Annotated in this window: 14 protein-coding genes; 3 read left to right on the plus strand and 11 right to left on the minus strand. The window is 60.6% G+C overall.

The annotated features are described in order from the left end of the window. Positions 1-127: 127 nt before the first annotated feature. The 11 genes from LLJ08_RS08150 to LLJ08_RS08200 form a co-directional block, all read right to left on the minus strand. Positions 128-1228 carry a polysaccharide biosynthesis/export family protein gene (locus LLJ08_RS08150; RefSeq protein ID WP_042926910.1) on the minus strand — a complete coding sequence of 367 codons (1101 nt, stop codon included), beginning with the start codon at positions 1226-1228 and terminating at the stop codon, positions 128-130. A 448-nt stretch (positions 1229-1676) separates the two neighbouring features. Then, entirely contained in the window at positions 1677-2444 is a 768-nt protein-coding gene (locus LLJ08_RS08155; protein ID WP_036998962.1) for a WecB/TagA/CpsF family glycosyltransferase, read from the minus strand. Then, entirely contained in the window at positions 2437-3312 is an 876-nt protein-coding gene (locus LLJ08_RS08160; RefSeq protein ID WP_042926909.1) for a glycosyltransferase family 2 protein, read from the minus strand. Before LLJ08_RS08160 ends, LLJ08_RS08155 begins: the two co-directional genes overlap by 8 nt. After that, positions 3272-4525, minus strand: a complete 1254-nt coding sequence (locus tag LLJ08_RS08165; RefSeq protein WP_228208644.1) for a hypothetical protein — start codon at positions 4523-4525, stop codon at positions 3272-3274. The genes LLJ08_RS08160 and LLJ08_RS08165 overlap by 41 nt, the downstream gene beginning before the upstream one ends. A 44-nt stretch (positions 4526-4569) precedes the next feature. Next, positions 4570-5820 (minus strand): Coenzyme F420 hydrogenase/dehydrogenase, beta subunit C-terminal domain, encoded by a 1251-nt coding sequence (locus LLJ08_RS08170; protein WP_003299945.1) that lies wholly within the window; start codon positions 5818-5820, stop codon positions 4570-4572. Positions 5821-5884: 64 nt separating this feature from the next. After that, positions 5885-7117, minus strand: coding sequence for an oligosaccharide flippase family protein (locus LLJ08_RS08175; RefSeq protein WP_014820792.1), 1233 nt, complete (start codon positions 7115-7117; stop codon positions 5885-5887). Between the two features lie 2 nt (positions 7118-7119). After that, on the minus strand, positions 7120-8307 hold the full coding sequence (locus tag LLJ08_RS08180; RefSeq protein ID WP_228208645.1) for a polysaccharide pyruvyl transferase family protein: 1188 nt from the start codon (positions 8305-8307) through the stop codon (positions 7120-7122). An 18-nt stretch (positions 8308-8325) separates the two neighbouring features. Beyond that, positions 8326-9405 (minus strand): glycoside hydrolase family 5 protein, encoded by a 1080-nt coding sequence (locus LLJ08_RS08185; RefSeq protein ID WP_228208646.1) that lies wholly within the window; start codon positions 9403-9405, stop codon positions 8326-8328. A 130-nt stretch (positions 9406-9535) separates the two neighbouring features. Then, entirely contained in the window at positions 9536-11752 is a 2217-nt protein-coding gene (locus LLJ08_RS08190; RefSeq protein ID WP_228208647.1) for a polysaccharide biosynthesis tyrosine autokinase, read from the minus strand. Positions 11753-11765: 13 nt separating this feature from the next. Continuing rightward, positions 11766-12203, minus strand: coding sequence for a low molecular weight protein-tyrosine-phosphatase (locus LLJ08_RS08195; RefSeq protein WP_014820788.1), 438 nt, complete (start codon positions 12201-12203; stop codon positions 11766-11768). Positions 12204-12358: 155 nt separating this feature from the next. Next, complete coding sequence (locus LLJ08_RS08200; RefSeq protein WP_228208648.1) at positions 12359-13786, minus strand: undecaprenyl-phosphate glucose phosphotransferase; 1428 nt, start codon at positions 13784-13786, stop codon at positions 12359-12361. 375 nt (positions 13787-14161) lie between these two features. On the opposite strand from LLJ08_RS08200, the gene yegS reads away from it, so the two are divergent. The 3 genes from yegS to LLJ08_RS08215 all read left to right on the plus strand — a co-directional run bounded on the left by yegS (position 14162) and on the right by LLJ08_RS08215 (position 17005). Beyond that, positions 14162-15073 carry a lipid kinase YegS gene (gene yegS / locus LLJ08_RS08205; RefSeq protein ID WP_228208649.1) on the plus strand — a complete coding sequence of 304 codons (912 nt, stop codon included), beginning with the start codon at positions 14162-14164 and terminating at the stop codon, positions 15071-15073. A 118-nt stretch (positions 15074-15191) separates the two neighbouring features. Next, positions 15192-16124, plus strand: a complete 933-nt coding sequence (locus tag LLJ08_RS08210) for a chemotaxis protein CheV (RefSeq protein ID WP_228208650.1) — start codon at positions 15192-15194, stop codon at positions 16122-16124. Between the two features lie 80 nt (positions 16125-16204). After that, the gene (locus LLJ08_RS08215) at positions 16205-17005 is read left to right on the plus strand and encodes an MOSC domain-containing protein (RefSeq protein ID WP_228208651.1); all 801 of its coding nucleotides are present in this window, start codon (positions 16205-16207) and stop codon (positions 17003-17005) included. Positions 17006-17015: the final 10 nt, after the last annotated feature.

The raw sequence follows: 17015 nt of genomic DNA on the forward strand, positions 1-17015 counted from the left end.
TTGGCCCCGGCAGATCGACATCTGGTGGTCGCCAGATGCGTAGTCCATGCACGAAAAAGCCGCAGAGCATCGAGTGATGACTCTGCGGCTTATAGGAGCCCGATCATTCGATCAGGTCATGCGTTGCTTAGCGGCCCAGGTTGTAGTCCGCTGCAGCACCGATGCCGATGACGTTCGCCGACGGCAGCAGCTGGCTGATGAAGCGGTTCCAACGAGTGATGTTGGCCGGGCCGACGAACACGACGTCCTGCGGCTGCAGCGGGAAGTGCTTGGCCAGCGCAAAGGCGGTGGGGGAATCGGCGTTCAGCTGAAAGACCTTGGCCGGCTCGGTCATCATGTCTTCAGCACCGCGAATCACGTACAGCGCCTCACCATCGGCGGTCTCCTGACGAATGCCGCCAGCGGTGCCGATTGCGTCCATCAGGTTCATGTTGGTGGCTTTGAACGACAGCGCTTGCGGCAGGTTGACCTCGCCCAAAACGTAGATCTTGCGCTGGTCGTTGTATGGCAGGTGCAGCTGGTCGCCGTCCTTCAGGTAAACCTGGTGCAGCCACGAATCGGGGCGGTTCAGCGAGTCGACGTCGAGCATGTACTCACGACCGTCGCGCTTGAGCGTCAGACCGGTGAGGTCTGCGGTTTCGGTATCCACACCGGCTTGACCGATAGCCTGGGTGATGGTCATCGGAGCGGTGGTCACCGGCACTTCGCCGGCGGTGTCGAATGCACCGGAAACGACGACGCGCTGGCTGCCGAAGCGCAGGATGGATACATCGACCTGCGGACTGTCGATGTAGTTGGTCAGGCGACGCGCAATCAGGGCGCGCAGTTCTTCAATGGTCTTGCCCGCGGCTTCGATGTTGCCGATGTACGGGTAGAACAGGGTGCCATCGGGGCGTACCAGACGACCGTTGGCATCCAGCTGCTGCTGCGGGCCTGACGGCGCGGTCAGCTCCGGGTGGTCCCAGACGGTAATGTAGAGCAGGTCGTTGGCGCCGATGCGGTAGGCGCCGGGCTTGTAGTTGAGCAGTTCCTGCTTGCTGGAGGTGCCCGCGTCGGAGGCGAGGTCTCCCTTGAGCATTTCGGGGGTGATGCGGATCAGTTGAACGGTGCCGTGCTCGGCTTCGGCACCTTCCTTGAACTCATCGGGATCGAGGTACTGGCCGGGGGCGAACGCACAGCCCTGCAATACCAAGGCGGAAGTAAAAGCTAGAGCGATAAATGGTTTCATGGGTTGTTCATCCTTGACGGAGTGGTTGTTGTTCAAAGAGTGAGACGGCTTGATTCACTTTTCTGCCTGAGGCGCTTGAGTAATTTTTTCGCCTTTCCAAGAGGACCGGAGTCATCACTCCACACTCCTCAGCGACCAAATTGGATCGGTAGCCAAAGTTTCTCTCCTTCCTGAATTGTTCATCTCCAGCAGCTATCTATTCAGCTACGTAGACGCGTTTTTATTTCCCTCCTGGTTGTAAAGTCAGCGGCTGTTTGGTGGGGCAGGTTTAATTCCTAAGTTCTTCACATACGGCTGCTGCGTTACCACCGAGGCGGGATGGCGCTCATGTTTAGTTAGATGTTGAATTGCCATCCTGTCACGCTCACACAGAAGGGATAGACCGTCTCGATTTCGCTGGGTTCACCGTCGTTCAGTGCAATTTCGCCCAATTTTTCGATCATTGGGATTAGCTGTCCTGTTTCGCCGGCTTGGCCTTCTGCACGCGGTAGTTTTTTTCCCGCATGAATGCCGGAACTATGAACATCGCGTCATGTGCGTAGCGCTTAACCAGCCTTTTGGGCTCGGAAAGCATCCGATGCAACCATTCGAGTTTGCAGTTCTGCATCCACACCGGTGCCCGTTTAATACTGCCGGTAGCGAACGAAATGGATGCGCCGATACAAAAGCCCATACCGGTCCGTTCGTGGCTTTCGATTGAACTGGCAAGTATTTCCTGGCGCGGCGCGCCGACTGCGTAGAGCACTAATTCGGACGGGTTTTCCCGAACGAACTGCAATGCCCGTTGCACTTCATCCGGACGATTGATGAAGCCCATCGGCGGATTGTGGTGATAGAGCGTGATTCCGGGGTAGATCGCGCGCAGTTTTACGCATTCCTCTTCGGTCGCCCCGATCAGGACGATGCGCAGGCGCTCGCGGTCTGCCCATTCCAGCAGGTCGACGGTAAGGTCGCTGCCCGGAATCACTTCTTCGATCTGTACACCGAGGCGCTGCAGCAGTGGCTGCAGGATTCGGCTGTCGCACAGGCGCAGGCGAGCCTTGGCGTAAGCCTCGCGCAGTGCAGGGTTATCCTGCAGTTGCGCCAGGTGGTCGACATTGGGGGTCACCACGAACGAGTAGGGCTGCTTGACCCCCTCGCGAATGCAGTTCAGCAGCGTCGCCTTGCTGCCGGTATAGAAATTCACACCGAACGCGTGGTTAGTCTCGTTAGACACTCATCGTTACTCCCTTGAAGGCGCCCTTGATGCCGGACCAGGCGAGGCTGGGGTGGTTGAACTCCTTGATGACGGTGATCGCCGACAGGAAACAGGCCGACGCGAAGGCGAAACCCTGGCCGTAGAAGCGCTTGTTGAATCGGGTCGCGGCGCGATTGCGGTAGTAGTGATAGAAGGCCGAGCGGCCGCCCGAGCTCAGCGAGCCGTAGTGGAAGAGCCTGCTGCTTGGCACGACGCGGATAGAGATGCCTTTCTTCTTGGCCTGGAACTGCCAGTCGACTTCCTCGGAATACATGAAGTACGCCTCGTCCATCAGGCCGATGCGATCGATCAGCTTGGCCGAGAACGCAAGGCTGCAGCCCATCAGGTAATCCGGCTGCTCGCTGGTGTTTGCCATGGCTTCGAGGGTCTGGTCCTTGCCCAGCAGCTTGGCCTTACCCAGCAGCGGGTAGAGCTTGCCGCCGCCGTAGCATTCCAGGCGCCCGGTGTCGGCGCTGAGGATGACCGAGCCAACGAATTGGCGATCGTTCTCTTTTAGCGCATCGAGCAGCGGCGTGAAGGCATCACTGTCGACATAGGTGTCGTTGTTGACGATCCAGAAAGTGGTCACTGGCAGGTTGTCCAGCGCCCAACGCAGGCCGTAGTTGTTGCCACCGGCGTAGCCGTTGTTCTCCGGGTTGGCGAGAACGGTAACGTTGTGGCGCGGCTGGGCCTCAAGCCACTGGTTGAATGCCACCACGGAGCCGTCCTGGGAGTCATTGTCGATGACCACCACATGGTTGAGAGCCGGGCAATGAGCGAGCAGGCTCTCAACGCAACTGATGGTTTCAGTAGCTGCCTTGTAGTTGAGGATAAGCGCGACGTTCATGGATGGGTTCCTGGCGGCGAAGGTGACGGGCCCTGAGGGCGTGAATGACGAACAGCAATGCGAAAACCGGTTGGCCGTATTCGAAGAATCCGTTGAGCGGCCAGATGACGAAGAACGCCAGCATCGTCGAGTAGATGAAGGTCATGTCGGTGGCAATGTTCTTGGCGATGCGGTGATAGACGAACAGTGTCATCGGGACGATGAGGAAGGTCAGAAAGCCGAAGCGGAACAGCGTTCCGATGATTCCGACATCTGACAGGAAGAAGTGCTCGCCGAAGTACGGGATAAAGCCGTCCTGCCACATCAGCGAAAGCGAGCCGCTGGGCAGCCAGTTGACCTGATCCAGATGGTCGAAGATCAGAGAAATGGTGACCGAGCGGGCGCCGTCTTCCACGCCTTCCAGCGTGCTGTCGTAGAACTCCGTGTTGAGCCCGAGAATTTCCAGCAGGCTCGGGTAGAAATAGAAAGGCGACAGCAGAATCGATAGCGAAGCCGCCCAGATGACGGCCTTGGCACGCAGACAGAACAGGGTGAAGGCCAGGCACAGGACAATCAGCTGGCGCGTCTGGGTCGCAAACACCAGGGTCAGTAGCAGCAGGGCGGCGATCACCAGATAGAAGGTCTTGTTCCGCGCGGCCCCGTTGATCGGCGAGGCGCCCTTCGACCAGATCTGGATGCAGTAGAAGTACGCCAGGCAGATCAGGTACGGGCCGATAGATGAGCGATCCGGACGGTCGTCCGAGCGCACTTCCGGGCGCATGTCGGGGATCACGCCGAACTTGAAGCACCAGGAGAAGAACGCGGCGGCCAGGGCTGCATAGAGCAAGGCGCGTTCGAACTGCAATGTACTGACGCGCTTGCCGAGGAACAGCAACGGTGCAAAACCCAGGCAGAACAGCACGCGGCGCTCTTCAATGAGCCCGAACACGATCGGTTGGCCATAGGTGAAATAGGCGAAGATCGCCGGCATCACCAGAAACACCACCGCGCTGTACAGGCAGTAGTACATCAGGATGCGAAATTCACGCGGAGCGTTTTCCGCCGATGCCAGCAACAGCAAAATGGCGAACACGATGCTGACCGCCAGATACGCCTCGTTCAGCCCCTTGATGCCATAGGGGTTGTGCGGGCTGTCGCCGAATACCGAAAAGTGCAGTATCAGTGCCAGGATCAGCAACGGAAAAAAGAAGAAGCGTGAACTGAAATTCGTCATCAACCTGAGTCCTTAGGTATTGGTTCCTTGAGCGCCACAGCCTTTCAAGCTGTTTCCAGCGCCCGCTTCTTGATCTTCTTGCGCCGCACCAGGAGACCGGTGAACGCCTTGAAGCTCTGGTAGAACCCGATCTCCTTTACCCCTTTGCCAAGTTCGAAGCCTTTGTACGTAGGGGTCTTGAGCAACAGCAGCTTCATCGCCAGCAGCCGCGGCAGGATCGTCGTGCGGCGGTAGTACTGGAACGGCTGAATGGAGAAGATGCTGCCCGTATCGAAAGCCTCGGCTTTGACAACGCCAGCAGCCTCCGCGTTGCGAAAAAGTTCGCGACCTTTTGCGGTGCGTACCAGAATCAGCGAATTGCCCTCGCGCTCCTCGAAGGACGGGTAGCCCTTTTCATCGCCTTCCCAGCCATCGGCGCAGACGATGTCGGCGAATTCGCCAATGCCGTCCGGGCAGATCTTGCAGCGGGTTTGCAGGTGGCGGTTGAGCACCTTTCCCCAGGAATCGTTGTAGGTCATGGTGCGTTCGTCGCCATTCTTCAGCGTGGCCTTGGTCAGCCCCGGCCAGCCGTCGCCGCGGTAGCGGAAGGCGGTAACGTCGCTGCGCTTGACCTCCAGCTTGTCCAGCACCTGCTCGGTGCCCTGCAGGCTCGGCGTGCCGGCGCACATGAAGGAGACGATGTAAGGGATGTTTTCCTTCAGCCGCGGGTTGTGCTGCTGCATCTGGCGCACGGCGGCGACGTCGCACGGCTTGCCGATGAACAGGTACTTCTCGGTGGACATGGCCACCCACTTCAGCGCTTCGCCCGGGCTGGCCGGCGCGTAGCGAGAGCCGGAAGAGGCGATGACGTTCTGCCGCGAGCGGCTGATGGTGGCGACGTTCTCCAGCGGATCGGTCTGCGAAGCCTGGATCTGGATCACGCCGTCGACCAGCTTGTTCTCCAGGCAATACTGCGCCAGCGCCGAGATCACGCCGCCGGACGAGCCAGCCTGACGGATCTCGTTATCGGCGGCGTAGCCTTTGAGCGTGTCGAGGATCTCGCCCCATATCGGGTGGTAGTTCTCCGACTTGTACGGGCGAATATCCAGATTCAGCGCCGGGCAGGACTTGGCGAAAGCGGCGCTGGTCTGCGCGTTGGCCACCGGCTTGTTCTGGTACTGGCTGTTGAGGACCGGACGGTGGTAGCCATCGCCAGTCAGACGAATCTTGATGGCGTCGTCGTCTGCGACCGAGCTGCACATGCCACAGCCGCTGCACAAGTCGTTGTTCAGCACGCGATTCAATGAAGCTTTCATACCTGCCTTCCCTTGAGCGGCCAGTCGAGCGCGATGCGCGACCGGCAGTATTTAACGAGTGCGGTCATGCTGGCTGGCGCCGTTTGCGATAGATGTTGAGCACCGCATAACCGTAGATAAGCGTCAGGACGACCATGCCCAGAGTGGACACCCAGGGAGCCGCCTGTATCCCGTGCGAGGGGATGAAAATCCAGTAACAGAGCACCGTGATCACGCCCGAGGCGATGATTCCGAAGGTGCGCAGAAAACCAGTGCCCATCGCCATCAGCTGTACACCCAGGCCGGCGGCGATGAAGCGCGCCGCGGTGAAGCAGGCGAAGGCCAGCCACAGGGTGTTCAGCTCGGCGTACTCGGCGCCGAGGAAATAGTCGGTGAACAGCGGACCGATGAAGAAGAACGCCAGGGCAAACACCAGTCCCATGCCCGCGTATTCCCCGAGGATGCGCAGGCCATAGCGGGCCAGCCCGGCGGCCTTGTTGTGCAGCTGGTAGGCGAAACGCGGGATGTGCACGCTGGCCAGCAGCACGCTGAACGGCACCGCGCCCTGGATCAGGCGCGAGCCGGCGAAGTAGATGCCTGCGGCTTCGCGCCCGGCGAGATGGTTGACGAGGATGACGTCCAGCTGGGCGAAGATGTTGGTCGCACCGCTGTCCACCGCGAAGCTGGTGGAAGACCTGAAGCGCTCGGCCAGCACCTTCCAGGAGTTGCGCAGGATGCCGCCCAGTTCGAGGATCTTCGACAGCGCGCGCAGGGCGAAAGTCGCGTAGATCAGACGTGACACCAGAAAGGCGACGCCGATGGCCAGCACATCGTTGCGCAGCAGGATCGCCGCGCCGATCAGGACGAAATGCACCAGTGCCGTCGCAGCCACGATCTTCGTCTCGCGATGGAACTGGCCAATGCTGCGAAACACCGTCAGGCCAAGGTCGCCATAGGAGGAGGCAATCGTGCCGAGCAGGAACAGCACTGCGGCAAAGCGCTCGGTGGTGTGCAGATCGAGGACGAACAGGATGATCGGCAGCAGAACGACGCAGGCCGGCAGTACCAGTACGGACTTCGCCGCCAGGCTGGCGGACATGATCTCTCCCGCGCGATGGCGCTCGGCGCCGATGTCGCGCAAGGCGCGCATGCCGAAGCCGTAGTCGGTCACCAGGGCGACGATGGTCGACCAGGTGATCACGATCGAAATGAAGCCGAAGTCGCTCGGCCCCAGCGTTCGCGCGAGGATCAGCAGGGTGCCGAGCTGCACGGCGGTGCGGGCCGCCGTGGTAACCCCCATCAGGGCGTGATCGCGCATGGTTATCTCTGATACGCGGCCTGAGGCTGGTGCAGGGTGGCAAGGATCTGCTCCAGCGCCACGCTGTAGGCGTCCAGTTTGCGGCGGATGATCGCGCCGCTGGCGGCGACTTCGGCCTTGAGCTGTTCACGGTTGTCCAGGTGCGCGAGAACCAACTCCAGTGCGCTCTCGGTGTCCTCGGTCTTGAGGTCCACCACACGGTGGTAGTCGAGCGACTGATAGAGCCCGGCGAACTTGCGGCTGTAGGCCAGCGGCACAACCGGTACGCCGGCGGAGAACGCGCCGATGGTCGCGTGCATGCGGGCGCCGACGAAGAAGTCCATGCCGCTGATGTAGGACTTGGCCTCGATTGGTCCCTTGAAGCGTGGCGCCAGCTTGAGCTCGGGGTACTGCTGCTGCAGTTGCTGGGACACGGTGTAGTCGTCTTCCGCAGGGAAGCCGATCGGGATCACGTGGGGCACCAAGTGTACTTCGTGGCCGCGCTCGAGCAGCGTGCGGATCAGGCGGTCGGTCAGCGCCTTGTAGTCGGCACGCAGGCCGAACTGATTGGCGGTGCCTTCGTATCCGCCGTGATGCAGCAACGCCGACACGCTGAGGCCGACGGCCAGCTTGCTTGGGTCGCGCTGTTCGCTCTGGCGCTCGAAGGGCAGGGCGAAGGCGACGTCGATGACTTCGTCGCGATTGGGGATATTCAGCTGCTTGAGCACGTCGAACGACTGGTGATCGCGGGCAAAGACCATGGTGCTCTTCTTCATCGCCCAGGCCGAAGCCTTGGTGCCCCAGTCCGACTTGAACGGGCCGATGGTCTGCGGCGAGAGGATCAGCGGAACGCGACCGCCTAGGGCCATGCCCTTGCTGACCAGCAGCTTGATCAGGCGCTTGGCGCCGTAGATGTCGGAGAAGCTGTCGCCTTCGCCGATATCGAACACCGCGTCACAGGAGCTGATCGCCTGGTACAGGCCGTGGGGATTCTTCAGCAGCGCCTTCTCGTTGAACTCGATGAATTCGTACTTGAAGCGCTCGGTGGACGGAGGGTAGTCGCAGGGCCCGGACGAACCGATGATCAGGAACTCCGGGGTGATCCCGCATTTACGCGCGGCCTCGTCAATCAGCAGCATGTTGGAAATGCTCAGGGCGCCAACCCCGAGGTTGCCGGAAGAGAACGAGTGCCATAGCAGTCCGAATTTCATGTTCGAGTCACTCCAGAATCAGTCAGCGTTGTGCGCAGGTGTAGGGCCAATGGCAGTGCAGTCGTTCGCCAGGTGTTTGCGCATGAGCTCCATCTGAGGACGGTCCTCGCCTTTGCGCGGCTCGATTGCAAGCTTGTAGGTGCCCCAGCCGGGGCCGCCGGCCCAGTAGGCGCTGGGTACGCAGTTGTCATTGAGGTAGGCGAGCAGCTTGTCCATGGCGACCGCCGCTTCGGGCAGGTCGTCGGGAATGCCGTATTCGCCGAGGAAGCCTTTCTGGCCGTGCTTCTTCAGCCACTCGATGAAGGGGCGAGCGCGCTCGACGCCGATCATCGGATCGATATCGCGGCTGGTCTGCGCCATGTACTTGCCGGAGAAATCCTGGTCGAAATACAGGTGCGCTTCGTAGACTATGCGGTCGGCCGGGTCGTTGATCAGGAAGTTGGCGTTCACCTGTGGCCAGTGATACGCACTGGACCAGCGCTCGCCCTCGACGAAGATCAGCGTCTGGTCATCGACTTCGCGAATCGCATCGACTGCCGCCTGAGCAGCGCCTGGCCAAAGGCCGACGGTGCCATGGGGCTCATTCATGATGTCGTAGCCGAGCAGACCGCGGTGACCTTTGAAACGCTTGGCCAGCTCGCGCCACACCGATGCGTAGGCGTCGTATGGCACCTTGCTCGAGCCGATGAGTTCGCCGTGGTAACGACCATAGTTGTGCATGTCCAGAATGACCTTCTGGCCATTCATCGCGGCCAGATCCAGGGTCTTCTTCAACAACCGGATCTGGTCGAAGTTCAATCCGTCATCGAGCGAGTGTTGAACCCGCTCCCAGATGAAGGGAAAGCGGATCAGGCGGATGCCCTGATCGGCGTAGTACTTGAAGTGCTTCTTTTCCGGATAGAAGTAGTTCGTGCCGTTCTTGCCCGGAGTCACGTGTGGGGCAAATCCGGCGCCGGAGATATTGACCCCGAGCAGGGCGAGGCCCTTGTCGCTGGTTGGCCAATCGGCGGCGCTCGCGCCGGCTACGGACAGCGTGGCCACCAGTGCCACAGCCAGTCGTGTGAGGCGTTGTGCTGGCCGGTTGGGGTGTCTGGTCATCGCTAACACCTATCTTCGGGCAAAAAAACGTTCCACTGACGCTCTGAAGGCCAGTTGTTCGGCAGTGAGGAAAGTGGGGGTAGCTGCAGTGTTCTGCATGGCGACGGTGAGCCGTCGCCATGCACTCACCTTATTTGCTGGTACTGGCGTATTCGTACTGGTAGTAGCCGTACTCGCCGTAGGTTGAAGCCTTGCGAACCACTGCGTTGAAGATGACGCCCTTGACGATCAGACCGTTCTGCTCGAGGCGACGCTTGGCAGCCTCGATTTCCTTCACGCCGTTCAGCGCATAGCGGGTGACCATCAGTGTGGTACCGGCCTGGCTGCCGACCAGGGCTGCGTCGGTGACTGCCAGGATCGGCGGGGTATCGAAGATCACCAGGTCGTACATGTGGCTGATCTCCTTGACGAAGCGCGAGAAGTTCTCGTGCATCAGCAGCTCCGAGGGGTTCGGCGGCAGCTGGCCGTGGGTGATCACGTGCAGGTTGTTCAGTTGGGTCTTCTGGATGGCATCGAACAGGGTGATGCGGCCCGAGAGGATGTCCGACAGACCCTTGTCGCCATCACAGCGCATGACCTTGTGCAGGTAACCCTTGCGCATGTCGGCATCGATCAGCAGCACGCGCTTGCCGGATTGTGCAACGACCGCGGCGAGGTTGGTGGTGACGAAGGACTTGCCCACCGCCGGACTTGGGCCGGTGATCATCAGGACGTTGTTCTTGGCCTCGATCATCGCGAAGTGCAGGCTGGTACGCAGGCTGCGCATGGCTTCGGTGGCGAGGTCGGCCGGGTCGTTGATGGTCAGCAGGTAGGAGGCGGTGCTCTTGTCGCGCTTGAAGTTGGCCAGGCGTTTTTCCAGAGCAGCCTGCTTGTCGGTGAACGGAATGGAGGCGTACACCGGGGTGCCGGTACGCTCGATGTCTTCCGGATTCTCGACACCACGCTTTAGGGCTTCACGCACATAGACGAAGGCAGTCGCGAGCAGGGCGCCCAGCAGGGTCGCGACGATCACCACCAGCGGCTTGTTCGGCTTGACCGGATTTTCCAGGTCGGCGGCAGCATGGTCGATGATGCGCACGTTGCCCACTGTACCCGCGCGGATGATGTCCAGCTCCTGGGTCTTGTTCAGCAGCATGGAGTAGGTTTCCGAGGAAACTTCCACGTCACGGGTCAGGCGCAGGAGCTCCTGCTGGGTCGACGGCAGGGTGCCGATCTGCTTCTCCAGTTCTTCCTTCTGCGTCTGCAGCTGGTTGATCTGGTTCATCAGCGCCTGGAAGTTCGGATGCTGACGGGTGAAGCGGCGTTCCATCTCGGTACGCTTGAGGTTCTGCTCGGAGATCTGGCGTTCCATGTCGACGATGCGATCCAGCACGGATTGCGTTTCGGCAGTGATGTCCACCGAGCCCGAGCCGGTCTGGTACTTGTTCAGGGCTGTCTGCGCAGCTTCCAGCTTCTTGCGTACGGCTGGCACCTGCTCATTCAGGAACTCCAGGCTCTGGGTGGCTTCGGCGGCATTGCGCGCGACGTTCTGGTCTACATAACGGCTGGCGACCTCTTCCAGAACGCGAATAGCGTGCTCCGGGTTGGGGTCTTCGAGGGTCACGTTGACGATGCCCGACTGCTTGCCGCGTTCGGCGGCCGACAGACGCTGCTGGTAGCTCTCAGTGGTGTTGTAGGTACGGTTCTTGACGACGGTGAAGGTGGTGCCCGGCCGTGCATTCAGCTCAGCCACGGTGACGCGGTAGTCCTCTGTCTCGACCGGCTCGCCAACGACACCCTGAACCACGACCTCGTCGTCCTTGTCACGCAGGATGAAGCCGTTGTTCTCTGCCGCTTCGAGTGTCAGCTCCTTGCCATGGACCTTGTCCGGCACTTCCAGCTGAGTGACCTTCAGCGTCTCGCCACCCCAGGCGTAAGCGCCCAGACCGGCAGGGTGCCAACCCAATTCACCTTCTTCGCTCGGCTCGAAGCGACGCGCCATGAAGCCGCCGATGATCGGGAAGTGGTGGGGGGTGATCTGGATGTCGAGATTCAGACTGGCAACGGCACCGCCAACCACCGAGCGCGACTTGAGCAGCGCGATCTCGGTTTGCGCCGGGGACACCGGCGGATTGGTATTGACCACGTCAGTCAGGCTCGGCAGCCCGTTCTTCGGCTCGATCTGGATCATCGCGCTGGCGAGATAGACCGGCGTCGCAAGCAGGGCGTAGGCGATCCCCAGGGCTGCAAAGAACCCGGTGATGCCCAGGATCAGCAGGCGGTTGTTGATGAAGGTGTCAAAGAGGTGGGCCAAGTCGATGTCCTTGTCCTCTTTGGTTTCATAGATCGGGCGGGGCATGGTTGTCATCGAAGTTCCTTCTTCATTTCAGGTAAGGAAGCCAGCTCTCGACGGATTTCGTCAGGAGATTGTGGACATGTTCAAACGCGGGTTTGGATTGGCGGTACGGGTCCGGGATTTCCAGCTCGTCCTGCCATTTACCGATGAGAAACGTTTTGCCGTGCACTTCAGGTGCGATCTGGCGAATGTGCTGAATGTGGCTATGCTCCATCGCTAGGATCAGATCCGCCTGGTGCAGCATGTGGCTGTCGACCTGGCGCGCGCAGTGAGCTGGTAGCTCCAGCCCGTTGTCCTGCAGTACTTCATGGGCGGTCTTGTCCATCGGGTTACCTACTAATGCACCAATCCCTGCCGAGCTGATCGTCAGGTCCTGGCCGCTGAGTCTGTGTGCGAACAGCGCTTCGGCCGTGGGGCTTCGGCAGATGTTTCCGACACAGACGATCAAGATGTTCTTGAACATGGGATCAACCTCGTGGCTGCAACTTCGCAGCCGCCGGGGTGCGGCCCGGGGTGAACGAATGTGAGATTTTTGGGAGTGTCATTAGTTCCTTCCTGCCGCATCTTTGTGATGCGGCTTTTCTGATCTTTTTCGGCGGTGTTCAGCGCGTTTGCCGATCAGTACACATCCTTGTTGAGCAGCAGCGCTGGCGGGGTGCGCACCAGGATGTAGAGGTCGAACCACACGGACCAACGCTCGATGTAATCCAGGTCGAACTCGACGCGTTTTTCGATCTTCTCCAGTGTGTCGGTTTCACCGCGGTAGCCGTTGATCTGTGCCCAGCCAGTGATGCCTGGCTTGACGCGATGGCGCGCGGAGTACTCGGCCACGGCATCCTCGAACAGCACGCCAGCGGCCTTGGTGGCAGTGGCATGAGGGCGTGGACCGACCATTGACATGCTGCCGAGGAAGACGTTCAGCAGCTGAGGCAGCTCATCGAGGCTGGTCTTGCGGATGAAGCGGCCCACACGGGTGATGCGATCATCGCCACGGGTGGTTTGCCGATCGGCATTGGCGTCCGATTTCTCGTGGTACATCGAGCGGAACTTGAATACCTCGATCAGGCGGTTGTTGTAGCCGTAGCGCTTCTGCTTGAAGAGCACGGGGCCTGGCGAGTCGAGCTTGATCGCCAGGGCTATCGCCAGCATGACCGGCGCGGCGGCGAGCAGGGTGATGCTGGAAATGACGATGTCCTCCAGACGCTTGAACATCGGCGACCATCCGCGCAGCGGCAGATCCGACGCGATCAGGGTCGGCAGTCCGCCGACCTCGGTGATGCGCTTGTCTGCATGGCGAAAGGCGACCATGTCAGGGACCAGCAGAACGTTGACCGGCAGCTTGCGCAGTTCGGCGATCAGCTGGCCGATCCGGCTGTCGGCGAACCAGGGCAGGGCGACCAGCACCTGGGTGACCTTCTCTTCACGGATCATCTGTTCGAGATCACGGGTGTTGCCCAGCAGCGGCAGGTTGGCCAGCTCGTTGGGCAAGCGCTCGAGGCGATCGTCGATGAAGCCGAGCACGCCGGTGCGAATATCGCGGTGGTTCTGCAGATACTCGGCAACGCGTACGCCATTGTCGGTGCCGCCGAGGATCACGGCGTTCTGCAGGAACATGCCGCGCGCCATCAGGCGGCGGAACAGGGCGAGCATTGCCAGGCGTTCGGCGCCGAACAGGATGGTGCTGGTGAGGAACCAGAACGCCAGATGCTTGGCTTCGAGATAGCCGAACATCCCCATGCCCTGATGCATGAAGACCAGGAAGCTGAACGCTGCCGCCCAGGCGACGAACATGACGCGGAAGCGCAGCAGGGTGCTGAACACCTCTTCGCTGTAGATGCCTACGGTCTGGAAAATGATGACGCTCAGTACCGCGAAGAAGCCGAGGAAGGCGCTGAACGGACCGCTGGTCGGTAGCTCCATGAATGCCAGAAGCAGAAGCCCCGGCAAGATAGCCGTCAAGGCATGTATCAGACGAATGCTGGCGAGGAAGTAATCGACGAAACTCGGGTGAGCATATTCAAGGGTTCCAACTGACTGTACGCGCATACAAGGCTCCATCCTCAGCTCAAAGCTGGCTCAAATCTCGAATTAATCGCCGCGGCACGCGGGGGATTGATAGCAGGCCGCCATCGCAACCGTGATCGGGACTCCTGCTCCGACCGTGCCTCTCAGGATGAGTTCAGTACTACTCCGTGGCCTGCCAAAAAAATGATGAAAACCACGATTTGCCTGCAAACCACTGTTTTGAAAGGGTTTTAAGTGGAACTTGTTTGCGTGTTTCGGCATCCGTCAGCGAGCAGTCAGTGACCGACGGCACGATTGATCGAACTTTTGGATTAATACCGCTGCGTTTGCGCCAGACAACTTCCGCCTCTGCCACCTGTCTGATGCAACGGTGGGAATAGCGAGGAATAAACAGCCATGAGCGATGCCAAGGCGCTGCTGATACTGCATGGAAAACAGGCGCTCAATGACGAGGTGCGCGAAGCTGTCAAACAGCAGCGTGAATTGGGCTGGGAGCTGGCGGTTCGCGTGACCTGGGAGCCCGGCGATGCTCAACGGCTGGTGCAGGAGGCCTTGAATACGGGCTACCGAATGCTGGTTGCCGGTGGTGGCGATGGCACCCTGCGTGAAGTTGCCGAAACCATGCTGGAGATCGGAGCAGACGCGACCCTGGCACTGATGCCGCTGGGTAGCGCCAATGATTTCGCCAAGGCTGCCGGTATATCGCTCGATCCATTCGAAGCGCTGGCGCTGCTGGATGAGCCTGCGCAGGCCGTCGATATCGGCATGATGAACGGGCGGCCATTCGTCAACATGGCTACCGGTGGCTTCGGTTCGCGGGTAACTGCCAGCACCTCGGAAGAACTCAAGCGTTTCCTGGGTGGTGGTGCTTACCTGCTGACCGGGCTGACGCGCTTTGCCGAGATCGATGCGGCCCGTGGCCGCTTCAGCGGTCCGGACTTCGAATGGGAGGGCGAGTTTCTGGCGCTAGGGATCGGCAATGGCCGCCAGGCGGGCGGTGGCCAGCTGCTATGTCCGCAGGCGAGCGTCGATGACGGCTTGCTCGATGTCTGCATCGTGCCTGCGCCGGCCGATGCCGTCGGTACGCTGGGAACATTGCTCAGCGGCGGATTGCTCGGAGTCGAGACTGTGTCCGTCAGCGCGCGGGTGCCCTGGCTCGAGGTGGAGGCGCCGACGAAGATCGACATCAATCTGGACGGCGAGCCGTTCCGCGGTGCCCATCTGCGCTTCGATGTGCGCGCTGGCGCATTGCGCATGCACCTGCCGCCCGACTCTCCCTTGCTGTTGCGCAATGCCGACAAGCAATAACCCCTGTTTGCCATTCCGACGGTTGCGACGCACGGCATAAAAAACACCCTGCGTTGCATAAAGCGTTGGAGCATCCGGCCGATATGCCTTTTACCATGTTTTCCCAAGGAGCCTGGAAATGGCCGGCATTCTCGATTCAGTCGATCAACGTACCCGTCTTGTGGGGCAGAATCGCCTGGAGATTCTCATGTTCCGGCTCGGCGGGCGGCAGAAGTTTGCCATCAACGTCTTCAAGGTGCAGGAAGTCGTCCAGTTGCCGAAGATGACCCTGATGCCGCACCGCCACAGCTCGGTTTGCGGCGTGGTCAACCTGCGAGGGCAGACGCTGCCGGTGGTCGACCTGTCTCGCGCCATCGGGCTGCGACCGCTGGTGCCGGATGAGCGCAGCACCATCATCGTCACCGAGTACAACCGCACCGTACAGGCGTTTCTGGTCGGCGGCGTGGATCGCATCGTCAACCTGAACTGGGAAGAAGTGATGCCGCCGCCAACCACGGCCGGCCGTCAGCATTACCTCACGTCCATCACCAAGGTCGATAACGAGCTGGTGGAAGTGATCGATGTGGAGAAGGTGCTCGCCGAAATCGTGCCCTACGACACCAGCATTTCCGCCGAACGCCTGGCCGATCCGATGCTCGAGCGCGCCAGAGGCCGCGAAGTGCTTTGCGTGGACGATTCCACCGTCGCCCTCTCGCAGCTGCGCGAAACCCTCAGCCAGCTCGGGCTGAAGGTTCACACCGCCAGCGACGGACTGAAGGGCCTGAACATGCTCAAGGCCTGGGCCGATGCCGGGGAGGTGCTGACCGACAAGCTGCTGATGGTCTTCACCGACGCCGAAATGCCGGAGATGGATGGCTATCGCCTGACCACGGAAATTCGCCATGACCCGCGCCTGCGTGATCTGTACGTGGTGCTGCACACTTCGCTGTCGGGCAGTTTCAACCTGGCGATGGTGCAGAAAGTCGGTTGCGACAACTTCCTTTCCAAGTTCCAGCCGGAAAAGCTCGTGGACGTGATCCAGGACCGTCTGAAAACGGAAGAGCAGGACTGATCAGTCCCTCGCTCTGTCGGCTGCTGAACATCGCAGTCGAGCCCTGATATGCTGCTGCGCTTCCCCTCAGGAGGCGCCGCATGCATCTCTCCTCGCTCTATCGCTTCCCCCTCAAATCGGCCGCTGGCGAAGCGCTTCAGCAATGCGCGAGTGACGCGCTGGGTCTGGTCGGTGATCGGCGCTGGATGGTGGTTGCAGCCGGCACAGGTCGCTTTCTCACCCAGCGTGCCGTACCCAGAATGGCGCTTTTACAGGCGCACTGGGACGGCGAAACCGCGCTGCGGCTGACTGCGCCGGGCATGCAGGAGCTGCTGGTTGCCGTGCCGGATGCCAAGGTAATGCGCTGCGTGCAGATCTGGAGTTCCAATGCCGTGGTGCCTGATGCCGGCGATGCCGCAGCGGCCTGGCTGACGGATTTTCTCGGTCAGCCCTGCCGTCTGGTGTATCTGCCCGAAGACGAAGGCATTCAAGTCGATCTTGACTACGCAAGGCTGGGCGAGCGCACGGCATTCAGCGATGGATTTCCCTTTCTGCTGATCGGTCAGGGCTCTCTGGACGACCTGATTCGCCGCGTGGGGCGCCCGCTGGAAATGTTGCGGTTTCGCCCGAACCTGGTCATCAGCGGTACGGAGCCTTATGCCGAGGACGGCTGGACGCGTATTCGCATCGGCCAGTTGGCGTTTCGCATCGTCAAGCCCTGTTCCCGCTGTGTCATTCCCACCCTCGACCCGTTCACCGCCGAGCGCGATCCCGATCGTGAACCGCTGAATACGCTGCTCACATATCGCAAAGGGAAGGGCGGTGTCTTCTTCGGTCAGAACCTGATCGCCGAAGGCGCCGGTGAGCTGGAGGTGGGGATGCCGGTGGAAGTGCTGGAGTAATTCCAGCCAG

Origin of the sequence: Stutzerimonas chloritidismutans, from assembly GCF_020783375.1 — a bacterium.
In the GTDB taxonomy this organism is placed as follows: Bacteria; Pseudomonadota; Gammaproteobacteria; order Pseudomonadales; family Pseudomonadaceae; genus Stutzerimonas; species Stutzerimonas kunmingensis.

Bases quoted from the DNA above. Each gene is read 5' to 3' on its own strand.
- LLJ08_RS08175 (WP_014820792.1), bottom strand. From the start codon at position 7,117: ATGCGCGATCACGCCCTGATGGGGGTTACCACGGCGGCCCGCACCGCC.
- LLJ08_RS08160 (WP_042926909.1), bottom strand. From the start codon at position 3,312: ATGAACGTCGCGCTTATCCTCAACTACAAGGCAGCTACTGAAACCATC.
- LLJ08_RS08200 (WP_228208648.1), bottom strand. From the start codon at position 13,786: ATGCGCGTACAGTCAGTTGGAACCCTTGAATATGCTCACCCGAGTTTC.
- LLJ08_RS08150 (WP_042926910.1), bottom strand. From the start codon at position 1,228: ATGAAACCATTTATCGCTCTAGCTTTTACTTCCGCCTTGGTATTGCAG.
- LLJ08_RS08185 (WP_228208646.1), bottom strand. From the start codon at position 9,405: ATGACCAGACACCCCAACCGGCCAGCACAACGCCTCACACGACTGGCT.
- LLJ08_RS08180 (WP_228208645.1), bottom strand. From the start codon at position 8,307: ATGAAATTCGGACTGCTATGGCACTCGTTCTCTTCCGGCAACCTCGGG.
- LLJ08_RS08165 (WP_228208644.1), bottom strand. From the start codon at position 4,525: ATGACGAATTTCAGTTCACGCTTCTTCTTTTTTCCGTTGCTGATCCTG.
- LLJ08_RS08190 (WP_228208647.1), bottom strand. From the start codon at position 11,752: ATGACAACCATGCCCCGCCCGATCTATGAAACCAAAGAGGACAAGGAC.
- LLJ08_RS08170 (WP_003299945.1), bottom strand. From the start codon at position 5,820: ATGAAAGCTTCATTGAATCGCGTGCTGAACAACGACTTGTGCAGCGGC.
- yegS (WP_228208649.1), top strand. From the start codon at position 14,162: ATGAGCGATGCCAAGGCGCTGCTGATACTGCATGGAAAACAGGCGCTC.
- LLJ08_RS08210 (WP_228208650.1), top strand. From the start codon at position 15,192: ATGGCCGGCATTCTCGATTCAGTCGATCAACGTACCCGTCTTGTGGGG.
- LLJ08_RS08195 (WP_014820788.1), bottom strand. From the start codon at position 12,203: ATGTTCAAGAACATCTTGATCGTCTGTGTCGGAAACATCTGCCGAAGC.
- LLJ08_RS08215 (WP_228208651.1), top strand. From the start codon at position 16,205: ATGCATCTCTCCTCGCTCTATCGCTTCCCCCTCAAATCGGCCGCTGGC.